The following is a 21,116-nucleotide window of genomic DNA, read 5'->3' as shown; positions in this document are numbered from 1 at the left end:
TATAATGTAAAGTGATACTTTATTTTCGATAAGTTCTTTGCAACTTCGACTTGCTTGAGCGGATAGCACGAAATACAAATTGCATTAGGACCTCTGCAAACACTAAGCCCATCACGATTGCACCTGTAATTAAAAACGCCTTCAGCCCATATTGTAAGCCCTGTAAATAATCATCTTCCACAACATTACGCATTGCATTGTAGGCCATCCCCCCTGGCACAAGCGGAATGATTCCCGCCACAATAAAGATAATCATCGGCATTTTAAAGCGGCGTGCATATAAATGTGCAACAATTGCAATGATAAATGAGCTGAAAAACGAAGCGTCTACAACGTCCAATCCCTGCTCAGTCAAAAGATAATAAATCATCCAGCCAATCACACCAACAAAACCACAATGAAACAAGGTTTTTCTTGGTACATTAAAAATAATCGCAATACCTGCTGTTGAAAAAAAGCTCACAATTAATTGTGTAATTATATCCATCTCTTCCGCCTCCTAAAACGATAGGATGACGGCAATCGCTGAACCAATAGCAAAGGCTGTTAAAAAAGCCTCCGCTCCCTTTGCCATCCCTGACATAAAATGACCTGCCATTAAATCCCTTACCGCATTGGTGATTAAAATACCTGGCACTAGTGGCATAACAGAGCTAATAATAATTTTATCGATTTCTGTACCATAGTTAAACTTCACTGCTAAAAAAGCAATAACGCCAATAATTAACGAAGCCGTAAACTCCGAGAAAAATTTCACTTTTGTTAAATGATTCATTAGAATAAGAGTAAGAAATCCTAGCCCACCTGCAATAAATGCTGTAGGGAAATCAGACCATCCACCCTTAAACATAATCAGAAAACAGCCACTAGCAAGTGCTGCTGCAAATATTTGTATATAAATTGGTAAAAAATAATTTGTTTTTTGTATCGACTTTAGCTCGTCATAAGCGTCTTCTAATGATATTATGTGAGATGTGAGTCTACGAGATACTGAATTTACCAAGGATATTTTTTGCAAATCTGTAACCCTACTGGAAATAGAAGTGATTCTCGTCGGCTGTGTCTTGCCTAACGAAAAAATAATACCTGTAGGTGTAGCATAACATTGCGCATCTAGCATATTTTGAGATTGTGCCATACGCAGCATCGTATCTTCAACACGATATGTTTCTGCACCACTTTCAATCATAATTCGCCCTGCAAGAAGCAAGCAGTCAATAGTAAGTTCATTATCCACTTCACGTGATAGCATTCCAGTTATCTACCTCCTTCAAAAGGTTCCTTGCATATAGTAACGAACTGTAAATAAAAACTCAACAAAAAATCTTCGATATTATCAATTATATTTTGTCATAATTGTATCTGTCGCTAAATGATACAATGCCTTCAGTACAAAATCCATTTATCCGTCGAATTTCATTGAGCTAAAATGTGCAAAATACAGTTTGCTTTGAACGAGTCTTTTATAAGTTCTTGTCGTGATAGTTTTAAAACACTGTTACATACTATTTTTTATTGTATTTCTATTAAATTCAACAAAAACTTTGTAGATTTCTACAACTTTTCCGTTGACTCGCACGTCTGATTTTATAGAAGAATAATTATAGAGAGGAGCGTACCAACATTGATTCAGGAACGCAGAAAAAAACGCGGCCCTATGATTGACTTTCTGTTAATTGGGCTTATTGTTACATTAATATCCATCATCCTTGTCATTGTATTGTCTAAGGACCATTTTAAATTCCAAAAAATCAGTGCTTCCAAAGACACAAATAGTGAAGCAACTAGTAATCTATCCACTGAAAACTCTGCGTTTCCAGGTATACGTATTACATCTGACGTTTCTAAAGATAAACGCACACCTTTTGCCGTTCACTATCCACAAACAGAAAGTGAAGTTTTTAACGATGTCGTACTGCAGTATATAACAGAGGCAAAAGAAGACTATCTGTTATCTATGAAAAAAAATAAAGATAAAAAGGCAACAGGTGAGCTTACTATAAATTTAGAGACTTTCCCATATCAGGATCACTACTATTCATTTGTCTTGACGAAAATGCTGTATTTAGGCGGAGCAAATCATGTCGTCTCCACTAAAACATTTTTCTTTAATAATGAAACAGGTGAAGCAATCAATATCCAAACATTATTACAGAACGACAACAATAACCTGACAACTTTAGCAGCCTATGTTCGCAAAGACTTACAGCAAAATCTTGAGCTAAAAAATCAACTCAATAATGATGAGCTACTGAAAGTAACTGAGCCGAAGTGGGAAAACTTTAATCGATTTGCTATTATCGATGATTCAATCCATTTTTACTTTGATGAGTACGAAATTGCCAGTGGCGCAGCAGGTGCACCTATAGTGAAGCTTGCACTTTCACTTATTAATCCATTATTAGCATCCGATTTTCAAATTGCTATGGAAACAATGGAACCTACAAAACCTGTTTCTCCAGGGGATCCAAACGCCAAACGTATTGCATTAACGTTTGACGACGGTCCACACCCGAAAGTAACCGAACAAATTTTAAATACGCTCGATAAATACAATGCAAAAGCGACGTTCTTTATGCTCGGAAGCCGTGTGAAACACTATCCTAATATCGCGAGAGATGTTCTCGCACGTGGTCATGAAATCGGCAACCATTCTTGGAATCATCCAGTATTGACTAAAATGCCAATGGAGCAAGTTTTAAAAGAATATACGTCTACTGCAAATGAAATTGAATTAGCGATTAATCAAGGCGCAACTGTTTTTAGACCTCCATACGGCGCTACTAATGACGACATCAATGCAAAAATACCTGTTCCTGTAGTACTGTGGAGCATTGACACTTTGGACTGGAAACATCGTAATTCACAATTATTACTGACATATATTAAAAAAAATATGCACAACAATGCCATCGTGTTAATGCATGATATTCACCAATCAACAGCAGATGGACTTGACGCTGTATTAGCCTACTTACAGAGTGAGGGCTATGAATTTGTGACTGTCTCTGAAATTCTCCCTTATCGTGAATAGCACGAATAGAAAAAGTGTTAGATTGACCGCAATCAATCTAACACTTTTTTGCTATGTCGGTGTTATCCGCCTCACCACGCACACGCTAGTTGCCTCTTACGTTGTGTGCGTTCTAAGCAGAAGTCACCACTCGATTTAATCTATTATTTAATAACCAGTGTATCTAGCGCTTTGAAATCTTTTAATTGGTAGCTCTTTACTTCATTGCGAGCAACGGTGTATAAAGTATCGCCAACATAGACAACACGTTGTACAACTTGCTCCCAATTCTCATATTGCTCATTTGTCTTTCCATTTATAATATTTCCTTTTAGCACAATGCCCTTCTCTGCTGTAATTTCGTAAATTTGTGCACCCTGACCTTGGTAGACTATCTCATCGCCTTTCCCTTCTTCATAAAGCACGACTGGGAAGCCGAAGTAATGATAGTCTTTATTGCGGAATAAAGCTTTTGGATTGTATTGTACATCTGAATAAGAGCCTTTACCGCCTATTTTAACGGTAGATTGCTCTTTAGGATTTTTAAAATCTGTCACATCAAACAAGGACATTTTCATATTCGTTGACACTGTGAAATTGCGTTTCGTATAAGCATCATAACGTTCTTCCGTATCATAACCAATGCCTATTAAGTGTGTATCATCAAGCGGATGTAAATAATTGCTATACCCTGGAATTTTCAATTCTCCTAGTATTTTTGGTTTTCGTGGATTAGCTACATCAATAACAAATAGCGGATCCACTTGCTTAAACGTTACGACATAAGCTTTCTCCCCCATAAAGCGGGCAGAATACACCTTTTCCCCTGGTGCCATATCCTTTACTGCACCAATTTCTTTTAAGTTCTCATCTAATATGAACAGATGGTTACGAGAAATATTTTTTTCATCCCACGTATTTCCTTCAGTCGTCACAATGCGGAATTTCCCGTCATACTCATCCATTGAATATTGGTTTAACACGGATCCTTTCACTTCACTCGTACCTACAAACTTCAAGACCGTTCCATCTAAGTCCCACTTAAACACTTGTGTATCATTTGATTGAGGCATCCAGATTCTATCCTTTATACCTCCCATTGGCGTTATTTGTTTATCGTCATATTTTGGTGTAGTTAAGTAGAGGGCATCTTCTGACATATAAAGTCCACTACTACCACCTAAATAACCTTTCGTACTCGCTGATGTTTTGGCACCATTTTTTAAATCAATTGCTGTAATTAAACTATATGAGCCATCCATCGTGTTTGGTAAAATAGAAATTTTCTCGATAGCTAAGCTTTTGTATTCCTTACTTACTACACTATCATACGTTTTAGGTTTTAAATCTGGTTTACTTCCCTCTTGAAGTATCCAATAATTCGGATGCATGTTACCAATTAAATACAACGTATCATTCGTAATACGTATATCCTGTAAAGAGCCCTCCTGTGCAACTTCCCGTATCACTTTGGGATTTTTCGGATTTGAAATATCATAAAAAGTTGCCGTTGACATACTTGTGCCTGCTTGTTCAATATATTCTTCTCCGATAGCAATTAATAGCTGATCGTATAATGCTAGTTTCGTAATATATTGAGATTCCTTTTGTTTAATTGTCGTTGCAAGTTTCAAATCTTGGGGATTATTAGCGTCAACAACCGTTATACTTTGATCTTTTATAGCGTAAATAAAGCCATCTTTAACAACGACGATATCCCCCTCCTCGACACCTTCTACTTGGTTGTTTGTTGTAGAAGAATTATCTGCAACTGGGGCACTATCTTTACTACTAGAAGCACTATCTTCAAGGACGTTTATTTCTGGTCCTCTATTTCCATTTGCCACAACGGCTTCAAAATATTGTTGTAACTCTTTTTCAGATTTAACAGCCTCTATTTTGTCAATAACAGTAAAGGCAATATCATGCGATGTTGCTTTCAATGTACTATAAGCAAAAGCTTCCTTTTGCACATGTAAGCGGTAACTCCCAGCAGGAAGGTTACTGACAAAAAGAGATTTTTTATCTTCTCCTAATGTAATCGTTGCCGTCACCTTTTTGCCCGACTCATCCGTAACATAGACATATTCATCTGTTACATTTTTTAATGTTTGTGAAAAGGATGCTCGCCAACTTTGCGTTGTCATTATTGTACTTGCTGCTTTAGCTTGTGCCTCTGGGGAAATCATCAATGTAAAAATCCCTGGTAAAGCAGCTAAAACGATAATCATGAATATAGCTAGCCATTTACTTCTCATTATTTTCCACTCCTTCATATTACTTGTTTTATAATTAGACTACTAAAAGGTTATAAAGTTACATTACATGAAAAATTTTCATAAAAATAAAAGTGACTACCACCAAATTCAGAATTGTTTCGGTGCCTGGCACCATAACAAAAGACATCTGGAATAGGTCATCCGGATGCCTTTTGTACAATAAATTTAAAATAGCTGTCGTTTACTCATCAAATGGCCATTTCGGTAACATTTTGGCTAATGGCTTATCGTTTCTTCGACCAAGTACATAATCTGCTTGCATAATTGTATGGATTTCTCGTGTACCTTCATAAATAACGGGCGCTTTCGAGTTACGTAAATAACGCGCTACAGGATAATCATCCGAATAGCCGTACGCACCATGAATTTGCAGCGCGTCATCAGCCGCCTTATTGGCAAAATCACATGCCTGCCACTTCGCCAAGGACGTTTCTCTTGTATTACGAATACCTTTATTTTTCAACTCGCCAACCCGATAAACGAGCAGTCGGCTCATTTGATAGCCCGCTTCCATTTTGGCAATCATCTGTCCGACAAGTTGATGCTCGCCAATAGGCTTCCCAAATGTCTCTCGTTCATGGCAATATTTCACACTTGCCTCAAGACACGCTTGAATAAGCCCAACTGCGCCTGCAGCCACTGTAAAGCGACCATTATCCAGTGCGGACATCGCAATTTTAAAACCCTCTCCCTCTTCTCCTAAACGATTTTCAACTGGAATGCGTAAGTCTTCGAAAAAGAGCTCACCTGTATTGCCAGCACGAATACCGTACTTGCCCTTAATCGCCTTAGAAGTAAAGCCAACCATGGAGCGTTCTACAATAAAAGAACTGATACCGTGGTGCTTTTTTGCTTTATCTGTGTAAGCAAAGACAATAAAATGATCTGCTATATCACATAAGGAAATCCATGTTTTTTGCCCATTTAACACATAACAATCACCATCTCGTATGGCTGTTGTCGTCATGGCTGCTACATCCGAACCCGCACCAGGTTCAGTCAGCCCAAAAGCCCCAATCCGTACCCCCTTCGCCTGTGGTACAAGGTATTGCTGTTTCTGCGCCTCGCTGCCCCATTGCATTAACGTCATACTATTTAAACCTATATGGACGGATACAGCTGTTCGAAAGGCCGTATCCCCCCGTTCAAGTTCCTCACATACAATGGCTAGTGCGTTATAATCCATGCCGCTACCACCGTACTTTTCTGGCACGCAAACACCCATTAGTCCGAGCTCGGCTAGTCTTGACCAAATGCTTGTATCAAAACTTCCTGCGGCGTCCCATTTTGCAATATGTGGCATTATTTCATCATCCACAAACTGGCGTACGGTTTTTCGTAAGATTTCCTGCTCCGTTGTAAAATCGAAATTCAAGGACTTCACCTACCATTTCACAATCATTGCAGACTTATGTGATGTTTCTTTAATGACAACACCGCGCTTCGCCATTTCTTTAATATACGTCTCCCCTGGAACGATCGTTTCTGGAGCAAACACGCCACGTTCTGTAATCGCGCCATCACCAATCATTTGGGCAACGACAGAAATTGTATTCGCTGTTGCACGAGCCATCGCTGTTTCATTATTCGTCATATCTTTACGTACGACCATTTCGTATTCATATGTGACCTGCTGTTGCGCCTTTTCTCCTGAAACAATTACTCGTAATAACACCGCATCAGGCTTTGTTCCAAGTTCAAGCTTCTTCTTAAGCGCCTCCCTGACAACAGCTCTAACAGGCACTTCTAGGTTATCGACTTCTACATTATTACTTGCATCTAAAAAGCCTAAATCAGCTAGCAATTTAAACTTTTCTGCATGCCCTTTATATCGAATTGTCTTATATTCTAATGTGTGGACATTTGGGAATGTCTTATAAAGAGTGGATATACCACCCGATGTATAAAATGCCTCAAGCACACCAAAATCATCGAAATAGATAGGCTCAATCCCTGATAATGATGGGACTTCTTCAAGTTTCCCCTTTTGAATCATTTTAGAAGGCTCTGTATAGTGGTCAAATACACCATCCAATGAAAAGACACGTGTATAGTGCAACGGTGGCTTCGGCTCTGTTGGAATACCTCCTACATAGAGTTTAATAGATTCCACTTCATCTAGTTTTGTTGCGCCATAGCCCGCTAATATATTGACCATACCTGGAGCTACACCTAAGTCAGGAATAAGTGTCACACCTTTTGCCTTTGCTTCTTCATGTAAAGATAAAATCTTATCCGTTACACCGCCAATATGCCCACCTAAATCGACAGAATGGACACCGGCTTCTATCGCAGCTCGTGCTACACGTTCATTGAACGAATAGAACAGTGCATTGACCACAACATCACCTTTCGCAATAACCGATGTTAAAGAGTCATCATTTTCCGCATGAAGCTCTACGACTTCAACTTTATCTGTCTTTAACGTCTCAACAAATTGTTGGGCTGTCTTTACATCAATATCCCCTAAAATGACCTGTTCCACTTTACTATTTTTTATTAAATCACGAGCAACCTCTTTCCCCATCAATCCTGCACCTAATACAACAACTTTCATCAAGAACATCCCCTTTCATTGATCTGTTACTTTGTATCGATTTGTGCTCTTTGTAATTTACCGCTGTAGTCAACGTAGATGCTCTTCCATTCTGTGTAAACGTCCAATGCTGCCACACCGGAATCTCGATGTCCATTCCCTGTTCCTTTCGTTCCGCCGAATGGCAAATGGATTTCTGCACCTGTCGTACCTGCATTGATATAAACAATACCTGTATCTAAGTCGCGTTGAGCGCGGAAAATCGTGTTCACATTTTGTGAGAAAATAGAGCTTGATAAGCCAAATTTCACACCATTATTGACTTCGATTGCTTCATCTAAATTTGCAACTTCAATAAGAGAGACGACCGGACCAAAAATTTCTTCCTGTGCAATAATCATATGAGGCTTTACATTTGTAAACAATGTGGGCTCATAGTAAAACCCTTTATCATAAGGTGCTTCATTTAAAATTTTGCCACCTGTTAATAAGGATGCACCTTCTTGTTTACCAATCTGTACATAATGATTAATTTTTTCTAATGCCGCTCTATTAATGACTGGACCGATTTTCACAGTTTCATCCAGACCGTCTCCAATTGTTAAAAACTGCATTGCTTCTAATAGACGATTTTCTAATTCTTCTTTTACATCTTTATGCACAATCACACGACTACATGCTGTACATCGTTGACCAGCGGTGCCAAATGCACTCCATAGTATCGCTTCTGTAGCGAGCTGCAAGTCTGCATCCTCCATTACAATGACAGCATTTTTGCCGCCCATCTCTAGCGAAATTTTCTTTAAATGTTTGCCGCCAAGTTCCGCCACCTTACTTCCTGTTGAGGTAGAGCCGGTAAACGATATGACTTTTACATCGGGATGCTCTATTAGCGCCGTTCCGACAGTTGGCCCTGTACCAAAAACAATATTTGCTACTCCTTTCGGTAAGCCAACCTCTTCAAAAATTTTCCCCATTTCATAAGCCATCATCGGTGTTTCATTTGATGGTTTCCAAATAAATGTATTGCCAGCGACAATTGCAGGGAAGGATTTCCACGTAGCAATTGCCACTGGGAAATTCCAAGGAGTTATTAACCCTACTACGCCTATTGGTGCGCGTACACTCATAGCAAATTTATTGGCAAGCTCTGACGGTGTCGTCTCTCCAAATAACCGTCGACCTTCACCCGCCATATAATAAGCCATATCAATTCCTTCCTGTACCTCACCTCTAGCTTCTTCAATCACCTTACCCATTTCTTTTGTTAAAACGGTCGCCAAATATTCTTTCTTGTCTTTCATCTTTTGACCGATGGCATATAAATAATCTGCACGCTTTGGTGCTGGCACAAGTGCCCAACTTTTTTGTGCTGCCTTCGCTACAGCTACCGCTTCCGTCACTTCATTTGCAGTTGAAAGTGGTATTGTTGCTAAGTGCTCTCCGTTTGCAGGACTCGTCACTGCTATACTTTGTAAATGCGAATGTGTAACCCATTTACCACCGATATAGTTTTTAATCTCCATTACACACACCCCCTGATATATCTATGATGCCTTGGCTTCTTTGAACATGTCGCTAATGCTACAGAAAATATCCGTCGCTCTCGCCCTCTATGTGTACTGCATTATATATATGCAGATACAAAATGCCAAAATTCCGAATTTTCATAACAAAGATATGACTCGAATAATAATTTCGAAGCAATGTTAGGTTAAAATATCGGTGGCACTTGCCAAAGGCTTTATCTTCATTTCCAGTAATTTTAACTAGATGATGATACTTTCACCACTAGTAGTAAAACAACTGACAAAAGATAAATAATACACATTCTAGTTTTTTATATTCGACATTTTCTATCTTAATCCCTTTTTTTCTAAAATTATTAATTATGTAATGAAACTATCCTGCATAATAATCGTATACAATAACAACAAATGATATTGGAGGAATTACACGATGAATAACCATGAGATCGACTACAAAGTATTTGGGGATGACATGCAATATGTGCAAGTTGAACTTGATCCGCAAGAAACGGTGGTAGCAGAAGCTGGCGCCTTAATGATGATGGATGATGCGATTCAAATGGAGACAATTTTCGGAGATGGTTCGAAAGGCAATGGCCAAAGCGGTCTTATGGGGAAATTACTCGGCGCAGGGAAACGTCTAGTAACTGGTGAAAGCTTATTCATGACAACATTTACAAATAACGGTACAGGGAAACGTCATGTCTATTTTGCGTCTCCGTACCCAGGTAAGATTATTCCGATGGATTTAAGTCAACATAAAGGGAAAATTATTTGTCAAAAGGATGCTTTTTTAGCAGCTGCTAAAGGCGTTTCTGTTGGTATCGAATTCCAGAAAAAAATTGGCGTAGGCTTCTTCGGTGGTGAAGGCTTTATTATGCAAAAGCTTGAAGGCGATGGTATGGCTTTTGTACACGCTGGTGGGGCAATTCATCGAAAAACGCTACAACCAGGTGAAGTATTACGTGTGGATACAGGCTGTTTAGTGGCGATGACTTCTGACGTTGATTATAATATCGAAATGGTTGGCGGCGTAAAAACGGCACTATTCGGTGGAGAAGGTATCTTCTTTGCAACTTTACGTGGCCCTGGTACTGTATGGGTTCAATCATTACCATTTAGCCGATTAGCAAGCCGCGTCTTCGCTGCAGCACCGATTTCACAAGGCGGTGGCGGACATTCATCAGGTGAAGGTGGTATCGGTGGTCTATTTGATATGTTCAATAAGTAACTAGCCAAATAGGTCTTAGGCTTTTCTTTAAAAAGGCTGGAACAAAAGAGAAACAGTGTTAGATTGACCCCAATCAATCTAACACTGTTTTGCTATGGCGTTGATGTCCGCTACGGCGGTCGCTTTCCGCTCAGCACAGTAAGCTGCAATCCTTGCTTTCGCGCGGAATGCCCGCTTCTTATGTTTTGTGCGTTCTTGCAGGAGTCACCACCTCGCTACCATCAACTAGTTTTCACTATGTTTTATCATTGCATGGTGATTGGATAGCGTTTTATCCGCTAAACTTTTTTATATCGCTTTTGTTTCTTCCCTTAGCCATACTTGTTCTTCTTCGTTTAAATAAGGAGCTAACGTAGTGTATACCTCTTGATGGTAATGATTTAGCCATTGCTTTTCACTTTCTGTTAACATGTCTTGATTGATACCTGCTAAATCAATAGGACAATACGTTACTGCTTCAAACTTCATAAATTGACCAAATTCTGTTTTCTCATCTTCTACTACTGACATCATATTTTCAATTCGAATGCCATACTTACCTTCAAGGTAAATTCCCGGTTCATTCGTAATGATCATGCCTTTTTCTAATGGCACATGATTGGTATTGCGGATGCTTTGTGGCCCTTCATGAACATTCAAGAAAAAACCTACACCATGGCCTGTGCCACATTTATAATCCAAGCCATACTGCCAAATTGGTTGTCTTGCTAAAACATCTAAATTAGCTCCTGTTGCACCGTACAAAAATTTCACTGAGCTTAATGCAATAAACCCTTTTAACACTAAAGTAAAATCTCTTTTTTGTTCATCCGTAAGACTTCCTAAAACAATTGTCCGTGTAATATCTGTTGTTCCATCATAATACTGTCCGCCTGAATCAATTAAAAATAGACCTTCATTTTTCAGCGTATATTGTGTTTCTTTATTAGCTTTATAATGCATCATCGCAGCATGGTCTTGATAACCTGCAATCGTATCGAAGCTAGGCCCTACAAATCCTTCTTGCTCTCTTCTGAAATTTTCTAATCTTTCTTCTGCAGCAATCTCTGTAACTTCTTCTTTATCTACAACGTGTTTTAACCATTTTATAAATTTCACCATAGCTAAACCATCTTTTATTTCACACCATTTTAGATTTTTTATTTCCACCTCATTCTTAATCGCTTTTAAGTTAGTCGTCATGTTAGGACTTTCAATTTTCGTTACATGACTGTTAATGGCATTATACAATCTAATATTGGTTTTATTTGTATCTAGACTAACAGTATCTCCGCCCGAAAGGTTTGCTAAAAAAGTTTCAATTTCATGATACTCCCTTAACGCAATACCTTCCCCCTCCAGTTCTGATTTCAGCGCAGTAGGGACCTTGCAAGAATCAATAAATAAATAACATGTATGTTCTGCTACGATGACATTTGCTATAGCCACTGGATTGTTCGGTACATCTGCTCCTCTAATATTCAATAGCCATGCAATATCATCAAGAGAAGTTAAAATATAATAATTCGCTCCTTGATTTTTCATTTCTGCCCTTACTTCATCTAATTTCTCCGCACGTGATTTTCCAGCATAGTTGACGTCATGACTAAAAATCGTTCCTTTAGGAATTTCTGGTCTATCTTCCCATAACTCACCAATTAAATCTTGATTCATTTTGAATAAGATTGCCTTCGCTTTTAAATCTTTTTCCATACTTCTAACCATATCAATTGAAAAAACATTTCCATCAAAGCCAACATTGCTGCCTTCTTCAAGAACCTCTGCTAGCCATTCTGTATAAGAAGGCACCCCTGGATCCATCATTCTAAATAATCTAATACCTGAGTTTTCAAGTTGCTTGTCAGCTTGAATATAATATCTGCCATCTGTCCATAAACCAGCATCATTTAAAGTAATGACTACCGTCCCTGCCGACCCTGTAAAACCTGATAGCCATTCTCTACCTTTCCAATGTTCTGCTACATATTCTCCTTGATGTGCATCAAAACTTGGAATGATATAAGCATCCAGTTGATGTTTTACCATGAGCTCTCTTAACTTTTCGACTCTATCTTTACTATTCATTACGAATACCTCCATTTTCTTTTACATGCATTTTTTTATTTTCACGATCATACAGCCATAAGACCAATGCTATACTAATAGACCCTGCAGTCAGTTTTGCTACTATAAACGCACCTAGCATTTCCGGAGCTACTTCTGATACAAAACCAAATTGACCCCCAAATACAAATGCTCCACTTACGCCAAAAGCCGTACATACCACTTTTCCTTTAGGGTTCATATCCTTATATGTTCCAAATATTAATAGATTACTAGCTAAATTTCCGAGAAGGCCCGCTACTGACACAGCATTTATGCCAACTTTCTCTCCTAATGCTTTAAAACTTTTTTTGAAAATTGCACTTAGCATGGCTAGCATCGGATATGCTCCCGCTAAAATAAATGCAATTTTTCCTACTATAATAATCGATTCAGATAGCGGTGCTAATCCTGAAACAAGCTTTACACCAAATATCACGTCAATGCCTTGGAATAGTAATCCAACAGTACTTAACGTCACTATAAACTTTCCAAATAGATTAAAAGCTTTTATAAAAACATGTGGAGCCTTGAGTAATCCGACCCCTAACATAATAGTAAAAACAAATATAGGAACCAGATTCCATACAAGTAGAATGATATTTATTTTTTGCCATAAGCCTGCTACAAGACATCCAATTGGTATAGTAATAATGCCAATTAGCACACCTTTAGCAAAATATTTTTCATCCTCTTTAGCAAGCATCCCTAACGCAACAGGTATTGAAAAACTAACGGTAGCTCCTAAAGTAGATGCAATAATAATTCCTGAAAATGCTCCCATCTCATTTGACAAAGCAAGCTTTTCAGCCATTTGAAAGCCTCCCATATCGACAGCTAGAAATGCTGCTGGAATAATGGAAGGGTCCAGATGAAATACTTTACTTATTGGACTAATTTGAGCGGATAAAAAATTTGTTAATACAGGTGCTAAAGACAGTATTCCTATCATACCAAGCCCCAATGCCCCCATCGTTTTTATGCCTTCCTCAAATTTTTTGCCCAATTTCAAATGATTACCAGTAATATAATCAATCCCACCGATTACAAAAAAAGAACCAATTAGGTATAATACAAATTTATCCATTCCCATTATCACTTTCTATAAGCTTTATTACTGCTCGCTAGCTGTAGTGTACATCCTACTATTTGAAAAGATAATTAGGTGTGTTAACAGCGATAAGCTTAACCTTTTTATTAGTGTAATTCGCCCAATTGTGAGAGATAGTTGAGTCCATATGAACACAATCACCAGGATACACTTCATGTCGATTACCATTTATGTAAACGGTTAATATACCTTCTAAAACGTAAATAAACTCTTCGCCCTCATGCGTATAAGATAAAATTTCTTCATCTTGCTTTTGCGGTAGAATTTCGATAAGCCTTGGAACAAGTTGTTTATTTTCCAAGTTGGTGCTTAAACTATACTTAATAAATCCACCTTCTACGGCTTCCATTATTTCTTGCTCATAACTCCTTAAAACGATATCTTTCCGCTTATGTGGATAATCAAAAAAATATGTTAAATGGACTCCCAATATTGTAGCTAGCTTTTCAAGTGAATCGACTGCTATCGTCGTAAGTCCCCTCTCTAATTGAGACAAAAACCCAACAGATAGTTCGCTTCTTTCACTTAACTCTTTCAAAGTAATACCTTTGTCCGTCCTCAATTTTTTTATTTCCATCCCTATATTCATCATCTCACCCCTATTTTTCATATTTGTGAATAATATAATATATATCAATCTTATTCGCAATAAATTGTGAAATAAATTCATAATAATGAAATTCATCTTTTGGCATTTCACTAAATATCCCATATAGTGTCTGCACTATCAATCTATAGGCACAAAAAAAGGCGCTTGATCCATTTAGATCTGCGCCTAGATTTATTTACTTTCTATGAGCCAAGCTCCATTCGTTAATCGATTCTATTTGAAAGTGGCTTACCCTGCCCATATGCCATTAGTGCATTGACATTAAGCATTAGCATAGCTGTTCTTGTCTTTAAAGATGCACTACCAATATGCGGTAATACAACAACATTTGGTAGGGTTAATAGTGGATGATCCAATGCAACTGGTTCCTGTTCAAAAACATCTAGACCAGCAGCCCATAGCTTGCCATTTTTCAAGGTGTTATAAAGGGCATTCTCGTCAATAATACCACCACGAGACGCGTTAATTAATACCGCATCTTCCTGCATTAAGGCAAGCTCCTTTGCACCAATTAAACCGACCGTATCTTTATTATAGGGTGTCATAATCACAACAAAATCAGATTTTGTTAAAAGCTCTTCAAGTGATGCATAGCAAAACCCATACATTTCTTCTGCTTCATGGCGACGTCTACGGTTATGATATAAAACTTTCATATCAAAACCTTTTGCTCGTCTTGCAACAGCCTGCCCAATCCGCCCCATGCCGATTATTCCAATTGTTGCGCCTGATACATCTTTTCCAACTAATTGCATAGGGTACCAGCTTTGCCATTTACCTTCACGTAAATAACGCTCGCTTTCTGGTATTCTACGTGCTGTAGCTAGCAATAAACCGAATACTAAATCAGCCGTCGTATTAGTTAACACACCAGGAGTGTTTGTTGCCATAATGCCTCTTTTACGTAATGCTGGCACATCAATATTATTAAAGCCCACTGCTAAATTTGTCACAAGTTTTAAATTGGGGGCGTGTGAAAGCAATTCCTCATCGACTTGATCCGCTATCGTTACCCACAAAACTTCACAGTTTGCAACGGCTGCTAAAAGTTTTGCGCGAGGTATAACGGTCTCCTCTTCCTCCCATTGTTCAATATCATAATGCTCCTCTAAAGGCTCGACAAACTGAGCCGGGAATTTACGTGTAATAAACAATTTCTTTTTCATCATCCAACACCCCTTATTCGTTTCCCCATTTTGCCTATAGCGTAACACTAATATGGGAAGGTCACAAGCAAGCTTTTACATTGATTTTCCCCACTAAATCCCTTTTTAAAAAGCGTTTTATTACTTTTTCATTCCATCCTTCTTTTTAGTAAATCTATCCTTCTGTTCAGGTATTCTATCCGTTTGCTTCAAAAATATTCCATCTAAATTCCGACAGTTCTAGGCAAAAAAATCCCTTTTGTTGTACCTAGCTCAAAATAATATTAAAAGGCATCAAGTAGTTGAACTTAATACCTTTAGTCATGTTTATGCTTTTTTATAGAAAATGAATTTTATATCCAATTGTTAATTGTAGTAAAATGCGGTGATTGTGCTACTTTAAACGTGCAGCAAAATGCTACGTGTTCCGTTAGAAATCTTTAATGGTCGTATCTAGACGACTCGCAACTCGTTCTAATTCCTCGGAAGATTCTCCAATGGATTCAATGACATTCGCCAATTCCGTTATTTGACTTCCGACATTTTGAAAGTTGACAATAGAGCCTTCCACCGAGCCGGATATTGCGTCAAAGGCTTTTAATGAATTCAAGTTTTGCTCGATACTATTATTAACAAGCACTTGAATTTCTTGAATGGCTTGTACAACGTGTTTTGTAATCCCATTGGACATACCGATTAACTCCGCAATTTGCTCTACAGATTCTTTCGTTTGGTCTGCCAGCTTACGCACCTCATCTGCGACAACTGCAAAACCTTTTCCATGTTCTCCAGCTCTTGCAGCTTCAATTGCTGAATTCAATGCTAGTAAATTGGTTTGTCCAGAAATGTTTTTGACCATTTCAATAACATTATTTATTTTTGAAGAGGAATGATTGAGTTCCTCCACCATCATTGCCATTTCAATCGTTTTATCATTGATTTTGCCTGTTTGCTCATTTAACAATACGATTTTCGAATAGCCTTCAGATGAAACCTTTTGCATCATTTTAGCCTCATCGATACTGTCTTTTAAGTATGCATTCACTTGCTTTGTGCTAGAAATAAGCTCCATTACTGACTCATTTGTCTCATGTGACTGTGCCTCTAATTGCGTCGAAATCCCACCCACTATATCCTTTACATGTGTCCGGACACTCATTCGTTGCTCTTCTATTAAAGAATTGGAGTAGTTATTATATTCTTCTAGTACAATCTGTTGTTCGAAATTACACATTTTACTTACTGCATCACAATACTTCTCTTCTTCTTCTTTAGACAAATATAAATAATAAACAGTCTTGCGCAAAGATTTTTCTAAGTTTTGAAACGCAGCTAAATACCATTTGGGATATAAGTTAATCTTTACATGCATCTTGCCTACATTTCGCCTTTTTTCTATAAAGGCATTATCTATTCTTCCTTCAAACATTTCAATTATATGGTGGCGAAGTGTTTGGCGAAGGCGTTCACTCGAACTGTACTTTTGAATAACATCCCGTAAAGTCGGTACACTCTCAACAGCCTTATAAAATGTTTCAACAATATCCACAACATTTTGTTCGATATAAGGCTTTAAACTTTTTATTAACTGCAAGTCCTGTTTTGTGAGATTGACAAGGTGTAACTGTAGCAAACGTTCCTGATCTTGAATAATTACACCTGTATTTGACACATCATTCATAACAATTGTATTTTGCTTAGGTCTATTTCTAAATTGAAACATCTCTCCACCCCATAAATTAAAATATTATGTCTATTCTTTTTAAATGTTAAAACCTATTAGCTAAAATAAGTATTATGATCTTTTCTATTATTGATTATAAAGTGTATGTAATAATAGTTACAATAGTTCGGTAAATTTTATCTACTATACCACGATTTTACACTAATTTCACCCTTTTTATATATCTATATACCTAATAAATTTTATATTTATTATTATCAATTTGACAATAATAATGTTTAAGTAGTACTTATTCTAAATAAAAAGTTGTAAAATCAAAAAAAAGCCACTCATTGTTGTGACAAATGAGTGACTTTTTAATTACATAAATATAATAACACTAAGAATTGCTGCTAACACTAAACGATAGATTGCAAATGGCATTAGTTTTACTTTTGAAATAAGTGCCAAGAAAAACTTAATGGATAATAATGCGAATACAAATGAACTGATAAAACCAACTACATAAAACCCTAAATAATCCATTGAAAGCGTATCCCAGTTTTTCAATACTGATACAAGACTGGCACCTGCCATTATAGGAACTGCCATAATAAATGTAAAATCAGCAGCTACACGGTGACTAATCCCAAAAAGAACCCCACCTGAAATTGTTGCACCTGAACGAGAGAATCCTGGCCATAACGATAAGCACTGTACTAAACCAACTTTAAACGCCATGCCATAAGAAATCTCATCTAATGAATTAACTTTTGGTCTTCTTGGAGCCAATTTATCAGCCGCAATCATTAAAATTGACCCTGCAACTAATGCATAAATAACATGCTCTACTTTAAATAAATGGTCATCAATAAAATCTTTAAAAGCAAAACCTAGCACTACTGCTGGTAACATACCAACAATCACGTGCATTAAGTTAAAACGACCCGTCATCGATTTTGACTGTCCATCAATATTATAGAGACCAACTAGACTTAGCATACGCTTCCACATGACCACGATAACCGCTAAAATTGACCCTAGCTGAACAACAATTTTAAACGTATTAGCTGGATACTTTCCTAAAAACTCTTCTGTCTTCAACCACATATCATCGACAATAATCATATGACCTGTAGATGATACTGGTGCAAACTCTGTCATTCCTTCGACAAAGCCTAAAATAAGTGCCTTTAATAATTCTATTATCTCCACATTGTCACCTTACCTTTTAACGTTATTCTACTTTTGTTCTACGCGGGGGAATCAGAGCTTCCGCAACATAAAGAAATGCCACAAATGATAAAAAGGCTCTGTGTACGTTCCATTGACAATCACCTAGACTACATTCTTTTGTGCCCACGATATTTGAAAGACTTAGCTTTAAGCGATTTTTGCGCACACCAACTTATTATAAGCTACTCCTTTTTCTTATACTACCTCTTTTACTGAAAAGTAATATCAACTACCCATAGCTCAGAACGACTGCCGATACGCATTGGTGGTCCCCAAAATCCAAAGCCCGATGAAACAAGTGTATGCATTTGTCCCTTCAGCTTATAACCATAATCTAGTTCAAATACACGTGCCGTAATATACTGATTCGGCCATAGCTGCCCTTTATGCGTATGTCCAGACATATGAAGGTCTACCCCTGTACGCGCAGGTGTTGTCAAATCATCTGGTGTATGATTCATAACAAACCAAGGCAACTGGTCGCTCAATTTCAAAGCTTCAAGATGTTTCCTTTCTTTATTCGTTTTATCTTCTTGGCCTGTTATTATAAACGCATTGTTCACTCGAATTGTTTCATCTCGCAAAATTTTAACACCAGCTTTTTTCATTTCTTCTACAAATTCGGGGATTTTCTTTCCGTAATATTCGTGATTACCAAGTACTCCGTACACACCATAAGTCGCTGTTAGCTGTTTCATTACTTCAGCCATTCCCTCTTGAACAAACCATTTTGGATCATCATCCACAATATCTCCTGCTAAAAAAACCACATCTGGCTCCGCTTCATTTGATAACTTAACAAAACGTTGTAAATGCTTTTTGTTTGATAGCACGCCTAAATGAAAATCCGATGCAACGACAACACGCATCGAGGATAGCTCACTATCCTTTTGAGGCATTACAATATTTAAATGCCGGACAACTGGAGAGTATGCAAAATAAGAACCGAAAACCCATAATATAAAGAACATAGCAACTGCTAAACTACCAATTACGCGAATATTGTGAAATGGTGTTAGCCACATTACAAGCTGTACAGTTAAACATAATAACAAGCCATATTCAAATATAAACATCCAATAGTTACCGATAACTGAAAATACGCGTAAAGACTCATGTAGCCTGCCGATAATAATGCTAAAAGAAACAATATAAAGTATGAGCCAATAAAAAATGGGATAGTGAAACCAATTCATTGCGTCAAGCCATTGCTTGATGCCCCAGCCCAAATAGAAAGTTAAAGCGCTATATATACTTATAACAACAAATCCTACAATAATTTTTGCCATATAGTAGTCCTCTTCTTTCATATATTCATTGTGATTATAGCATTCCATATAAGAATCGTATTTTTAAAAGCACTTTTATTTTGCACTGTATTTCAGTAACATTATAGATGTACTAGAAAATTTTTGCATAAACGAGCTAATAAAGGGGTGTTGTCTCAATGGGGAAGTACAAATTTGAATCAACTGAGCATGAGTTATTCCGTAAAACATTACGTAAGTTTTTAGCTGAAGAAGCAGAGGTACACTATGATCAATGGGAAAAAGATCACCTTATTCCACTAGAGTTTTGGCACAAGCTCGGACAATTAGGTTATTTATGTCCTCAAGTTGAAGAAGCGTACGGAGGCCTCGGGTTAGATTTCAGCTTTGGTGTTATTATTCAAGAGGAGTTAGAACGCGTAGGATCAAGCCTGATTGGTGTCGGTTTGCATAATGATATCGTTGTGCCGTATATCGAGGCATATGGAAGCGCTGCGCAAAAATCGCGTTGGCTTCCAAAATGTGTAACAGGCGAGACGATTACTGCGATTGCTATGACTGAACCAGGAACAGGCTCCGATTTAGCCAATATCCAAACAACGGCTATTCGCGATGGCGATCATTTTATTGTCAATGGTCAAAAGACTTTTATCACAAATGGTATTCATGCAAATTTAGTGGTGGTTGCCGTAAAAACAAATCCTCATGCAGAGAAAAAGCATCGAGGTATTAGCCTTATCGTGATTGAGGAAGGAACACCAGGCTTTACAAAGGGACGCAAACTTGAAAAAGTAGGGATGCATGCACAAGATACAGCTGAACTATTTTTTGAAGATTGCCGTGTCCCAGTAGAAAATTTACTCGGGGAGGAAGGAAAAGGCTTCACCTATATGATGGAAAAGCTCCAACAAGAGCGTCTAGCTGTTGCAATTGCTGCCCAATCAGCAGCAGAAGATATGCTTGCTTTGACGGTTGATTATGTGAAATCACGTCAAGCTTTTGGAAAATCCATTAGTGACTTCCAAAATACGCAATTTAAAATTGCTGAAATGGCCACTAAAATAGAACTTGGCAAAACTTTTTTAGAATCCTTAATTGAAGAGCATATTGCGGGTCAAGATGTTGTGACAAAGGTCTCTATGGCGAAATACTGGATTACCGAAAATGCACGCGACATAGCAGCCCAATGTATGCAGTTACACGGTGGCTATGGCTATATGGAAGAATATAAAATTGCAAGACGTTATCGTGATATACCCGTAATGTCAATCTACGCAGGCACAAATGAAGTAATGAAAATGATAATTGCCAAAAATATAGGCTTATAAAAGCATTGTCGCTCCGAGCCAATGTGACTAGGACAAAAGGAAAAAGTGTTAGATTGCTTTAGTCAATCTAACACTTTTTTTGCTA

General features: G+C 37.7%; 16 protein-coding genes. 3 read left to right on the top strand and 13 right to left on the bottom strand.

The window, feature by feature from the left end; genetic code table 11:
- Positions 1–19 precede the first annotated feature (19 nt).
- A complete protein-coding gene (locus tag I5435_RS01810; protein ID WP_024362762.1) occupies positions 20–487 on the bottom strand; it encodes a threonine/serine exporter family protein in 468 nt (155 codons plus the stop codon).
- Positions 488–499: 12 nt separating this feature from the next.
- A complete protein-coding gene (locus tag I5435_RS01805) occupies positions 500–1,252 on the bottom strand; it encodes a threonine/serine exporter family protein (protein WP_024362761.1) in 753 nt (250 codons plus the stop codon).
- Between the two features lie 372 nt (positions 1,253–1,624).
- On the opposite strand from I5435_RS01805, the gene I5435_RS01800 reads away from it, so the two are divergent.
- Positions 1,625–3,034: a polysaccharide deacetylase family protein gene (locus I5435_RS01800; RefSeq protein ID WP_337983136.1), complete on the top strand. Its 1,410-nt coding sequence runs from the start codon at positions 1,625–1,627 to the stop codon at positions 3,032–3,034.
- Positions 3,035–3,177: 143 nt separating this feature from the next.
- On the opposite strand, the gene I5435_RS01795 is transcribed toward I5435_RS01800, so the two are convergent.
- The 4 genes from I5435_RS01795 to I5435_RS01780 all read right to left on the bottom strand — a co-directional run bounded on the left by I5435_RS01795 (position 3,178) and on the right by I5435_RS01780 (position 9,354).
- Positions 3,178–5,271 carry a beta-propeller domain-containing protein gene (locus I5435_RS01795; protein ID WP_024362759.1) on the bottom strand — a complete coding sequence of 698 codons (2,094 nt, stop codon included), beginning with the start codon at positions 5,269–5,271 and terminating at the stop codon, positions 3,178–3,180.
- Positions 5,272–5,473: 202 nt separating this feature from the next.
- Positions 5,474–6,667, bottom strand: coding sequence for an acyl-CoA dehydrogenase family protein (locus tag I5435_RS01790; RefSeq protein WP_337983135.1), 1,194 nt, complete (start codon positions 6,665–6,667; stop codon positions 5,474–5,476).
- 9 nt (positions 6,668–6,676) lie between these two features.
- Positions 6,677–7,849 (bottom strand): saccharopine dehydrogenase family protein, encoded by a 1,173-nt coding sequence (locus I5435_RS01785; protein WP_337983134.1) that lies wholly within the window; start codon positions 7,847–7,849, stop codon positions 6,677–6,679.
- 26 nt (positions 7,850–7,875) lie between these two features.
- Entirely contained in the window at positions 7,876–9,354 is a 1,479-nt protein-coding gene (locus I5435_RS01780; protein WP_337983133.1) for an aldehyde dehydrogenase family protein, read from the bottom strand.
- Positions 9,355–9,787: 433 nt separating this feature from the next.
- Between I5435_RS01780 and I5435_RS01775 the strand changes: the two genes are divergently transcribed.
- Positions 9,788–10,588 carry a TIGR00266 family protein gene (locus I5435_RS01775; RefSeq protein ID WP_024362755.1) on the top strand — a complete coding sequence of 267 codons (801 nt, stop codon included), beginning with the start codon at positions 9,788–9,790 and terminating at the stop codon, positions 10,586–10,588.
- Between the two features lie 288 nt (positions 10,589–10,876).
- Here the strand turns inward: I5435_RS01775 and I5435_RS01770 are convergent, their stop codons facing one another.
- The 7 genes from I5435_RS01770 to I5435_RS01740 all read right to left on the bottom strand — a co-directional run bounded on the left by I5435_RS01770 (position 10,877) and on the right by I5435_RS01740 (position 19,724).
- Entirely contained in the window at positions 10,877–12,652 is a 1,776-nt protein-coding gene (locus I5435_RS01770; protein WP_337983132.1) for an aminopeptidase P family protein, read from the bottom strand.
- Complete coding sequence (gene eutH / locus I5435_RS01765; RefSeq protein ID WP_337983131.1) at positions 12,645–13,757, bottom strand: ethanolamine utilization protein EutH; 1,113 nt, start codon at positions 13,755–13,757, stop codon at positions 12,645–12,647. Before eutH ends, I5435_RS01770 begins: the two co-directional genes overlap by 8 nt.
- Before the next feature lie 58 nt (positions 13,758–13,815).
- Complete coding sequence (locus I5435_RS01760) at positions 13,816–14,370, bottom strand: helix-turn-helix domain-containing protein (protein WP_025218509.1); 555 nt, start codon at positions 14,368–14,370, stop codon at positions 13,816–13,818.
- A 224-nt stretch (positions 14,371–14,594) separates the two neighbouring features.
- Positions 14,595–15,557 (bottom strand): 2-hydroxyacid dehydrogenase, encoded by a 963-nt coding sequence (locus I5435_RS01755; RefSeq protein ID WP_024362751.1) that lies wholly within the window; start codon positions 15,555–15,557, stop codon positions 14,595–14,597.
- Positions 15,558–15,966: 409 nt separating this feature from the next.
- Positions 15,967–17,259, bottom strand: a complete 1,293-nt coding sequence (locus I5435_RS01750) for a protoglobin domain-containing protein (RefSeq protein ID WP_337983130.1) — start codon at positions 17,257–17,259, stop codon at positions 15,967–15,969.
- A gap of 321 nt (positions 17,260–17,580) precedes the next feature.
- Positions 17,581–18,414 (bottom strand): undecaprenyl-diphosphate phosphatase, encoded by an 834-nt coding sequence (locus I5435_RS01745; RefSeq protein ID WP_024362749.1) that lies wholly within the window; start codon positions 18,412–18,414, stop codon positions 17,581–17,583.
- 230 nt (positions 18,415–18,644) lie between these two features.
- Complete coding sequence (locus I5435_RS01740) at positions 18,645–19,724, bottom strand: metallophosphoesterase (RefSeq protein WP_337983129.1); 1,080 nt, start codon at positions 19,722–19,724, stop codon at positions 18,645–18,647.
- 158 nt (positions 19,725–19,882) lie between these two features.
- Between I5435_RS01740 and I5435_RS01735 the strand changes: the two genes are divergently transcribed.
- Positions 19,883–21,031 carry an acyl-CoA dehydrogenase family protein gene (locus I5435_RS01735; protein ID WP_024362747.1) on the top strand — a complete coding sequence of 383 codons (1,149 nt, stop codon included), beginning with the start codon at positions 19,883–19,885 and terminating at the stop codon, positions 21,029–21,031.
- Positions 21,032–21,116: the final 85 nt, after the last annotated feature.

This window comes from Lysinibacillus sp. C5.1 (assembly GCF_016350185.1).
In the GTDB taxonomy this organism is placed as follows: domain Bacteria; phylum Bacillota; class Bacilli; order Bacillales_A; family Planococcaceae; genus Lysinibacillus; species Lysinibacillus sphaericus.
The sequence above is the reverse complement of the archived record's forward strand: the minus strand, read 5'-3'. Positions and strand labels throughout refer to the sequence as shown.

Bases quoted from the DNA above. Each gene is read 5' to 3' on its own strand.
- I5435_RS01810 (WP_024362762.1), bottom strand. From the start codon at position 487: ATGGATATAATTACACAATTAATTGTGAGCTTTTTTTCAACAGCAGGT.
- I5435_RS01805 (WP_024362761.1), bottom strand. From the start codon at position 1,252: ATGCTATCACGTGAAGTGGATAATGAACTTACTATTGACTGCTTGCTT.
- I5435_RS01795 (WP_024362759.1), bottom strand. From the start codon at position 5,271: ATGAGAAGTAAATGGCTAGCTATATTCATGATTATCGTTTTAGCTGCT.
- I5435_RS01785 (WP_337983134.1), bottom strand. From the start codon at position 7,849: ATGAAAGTTGTTGTATTAGGTGCAGGATTGATGGGGAAAGAGGTTGCT.
- I5435_RS01780 (WP_337983133.1), bottom strand. From the start codon at position 9,354: ATGGAGATTAAAAACTATATCGGTGGTAAATGGGTTACACATTCGCAT.
- I5435_RS01775 (WP_024362755.1), top strand. From the start codon at position 9,788: ATGAATAACCATGAGATCGACTACAAAGTATTTGGGGATGACATGCAA.
- I5435_RS01770 (WP_337983132.1), bottom strand. From the start codon at position 12,652: ATGAATAGTAAAGATAGAGTCGAAAAGTTAAGAGAGCTCATGGTAAAA.
- eutH (WP_337983131.1), bottom strand. From the start codon at position 13,757: ATGGATAAATTTGTATTATACCTAATTGGTTCTTTTTTTGTAATCGGT.
- I5435_RS01760 (WP_025218509.1), bottom strand. From the start codon at position 14,370: ATGAATATAGGGATGGAAATAAAAAAATTGAGGACGGACAAAGGTATT.
- I5435_RS01755 (WP_024362751.1), bottom strand. From the start codon at position 15,557: ATGAAAAAGAAATTGTTTATTACACGTAAATTCCCGGCTCAGTTTGTC.
- I5435_RS01750 (WP_337983130.1), bottom strand. From the start codon at position 17,259: ATGTTTCAATTTAGAAATAGACCTAAGCAAAATACAATTGTTATGAAT.
- I5435_RS01740 (WP_337983129.1), bottom strand. From the start codon at position 19,724: ATGGCAAAAATTATTGTAGGATTTGTTGTTATAAGTATATATAGCGCT.
- I5435_RS01735 (WP_024362747.1), top strand. From the start codon at position 19,883: ATGGGGAAGTACAAATTTGAATCAACTGAGCATGAGTTATTCCGTAAA.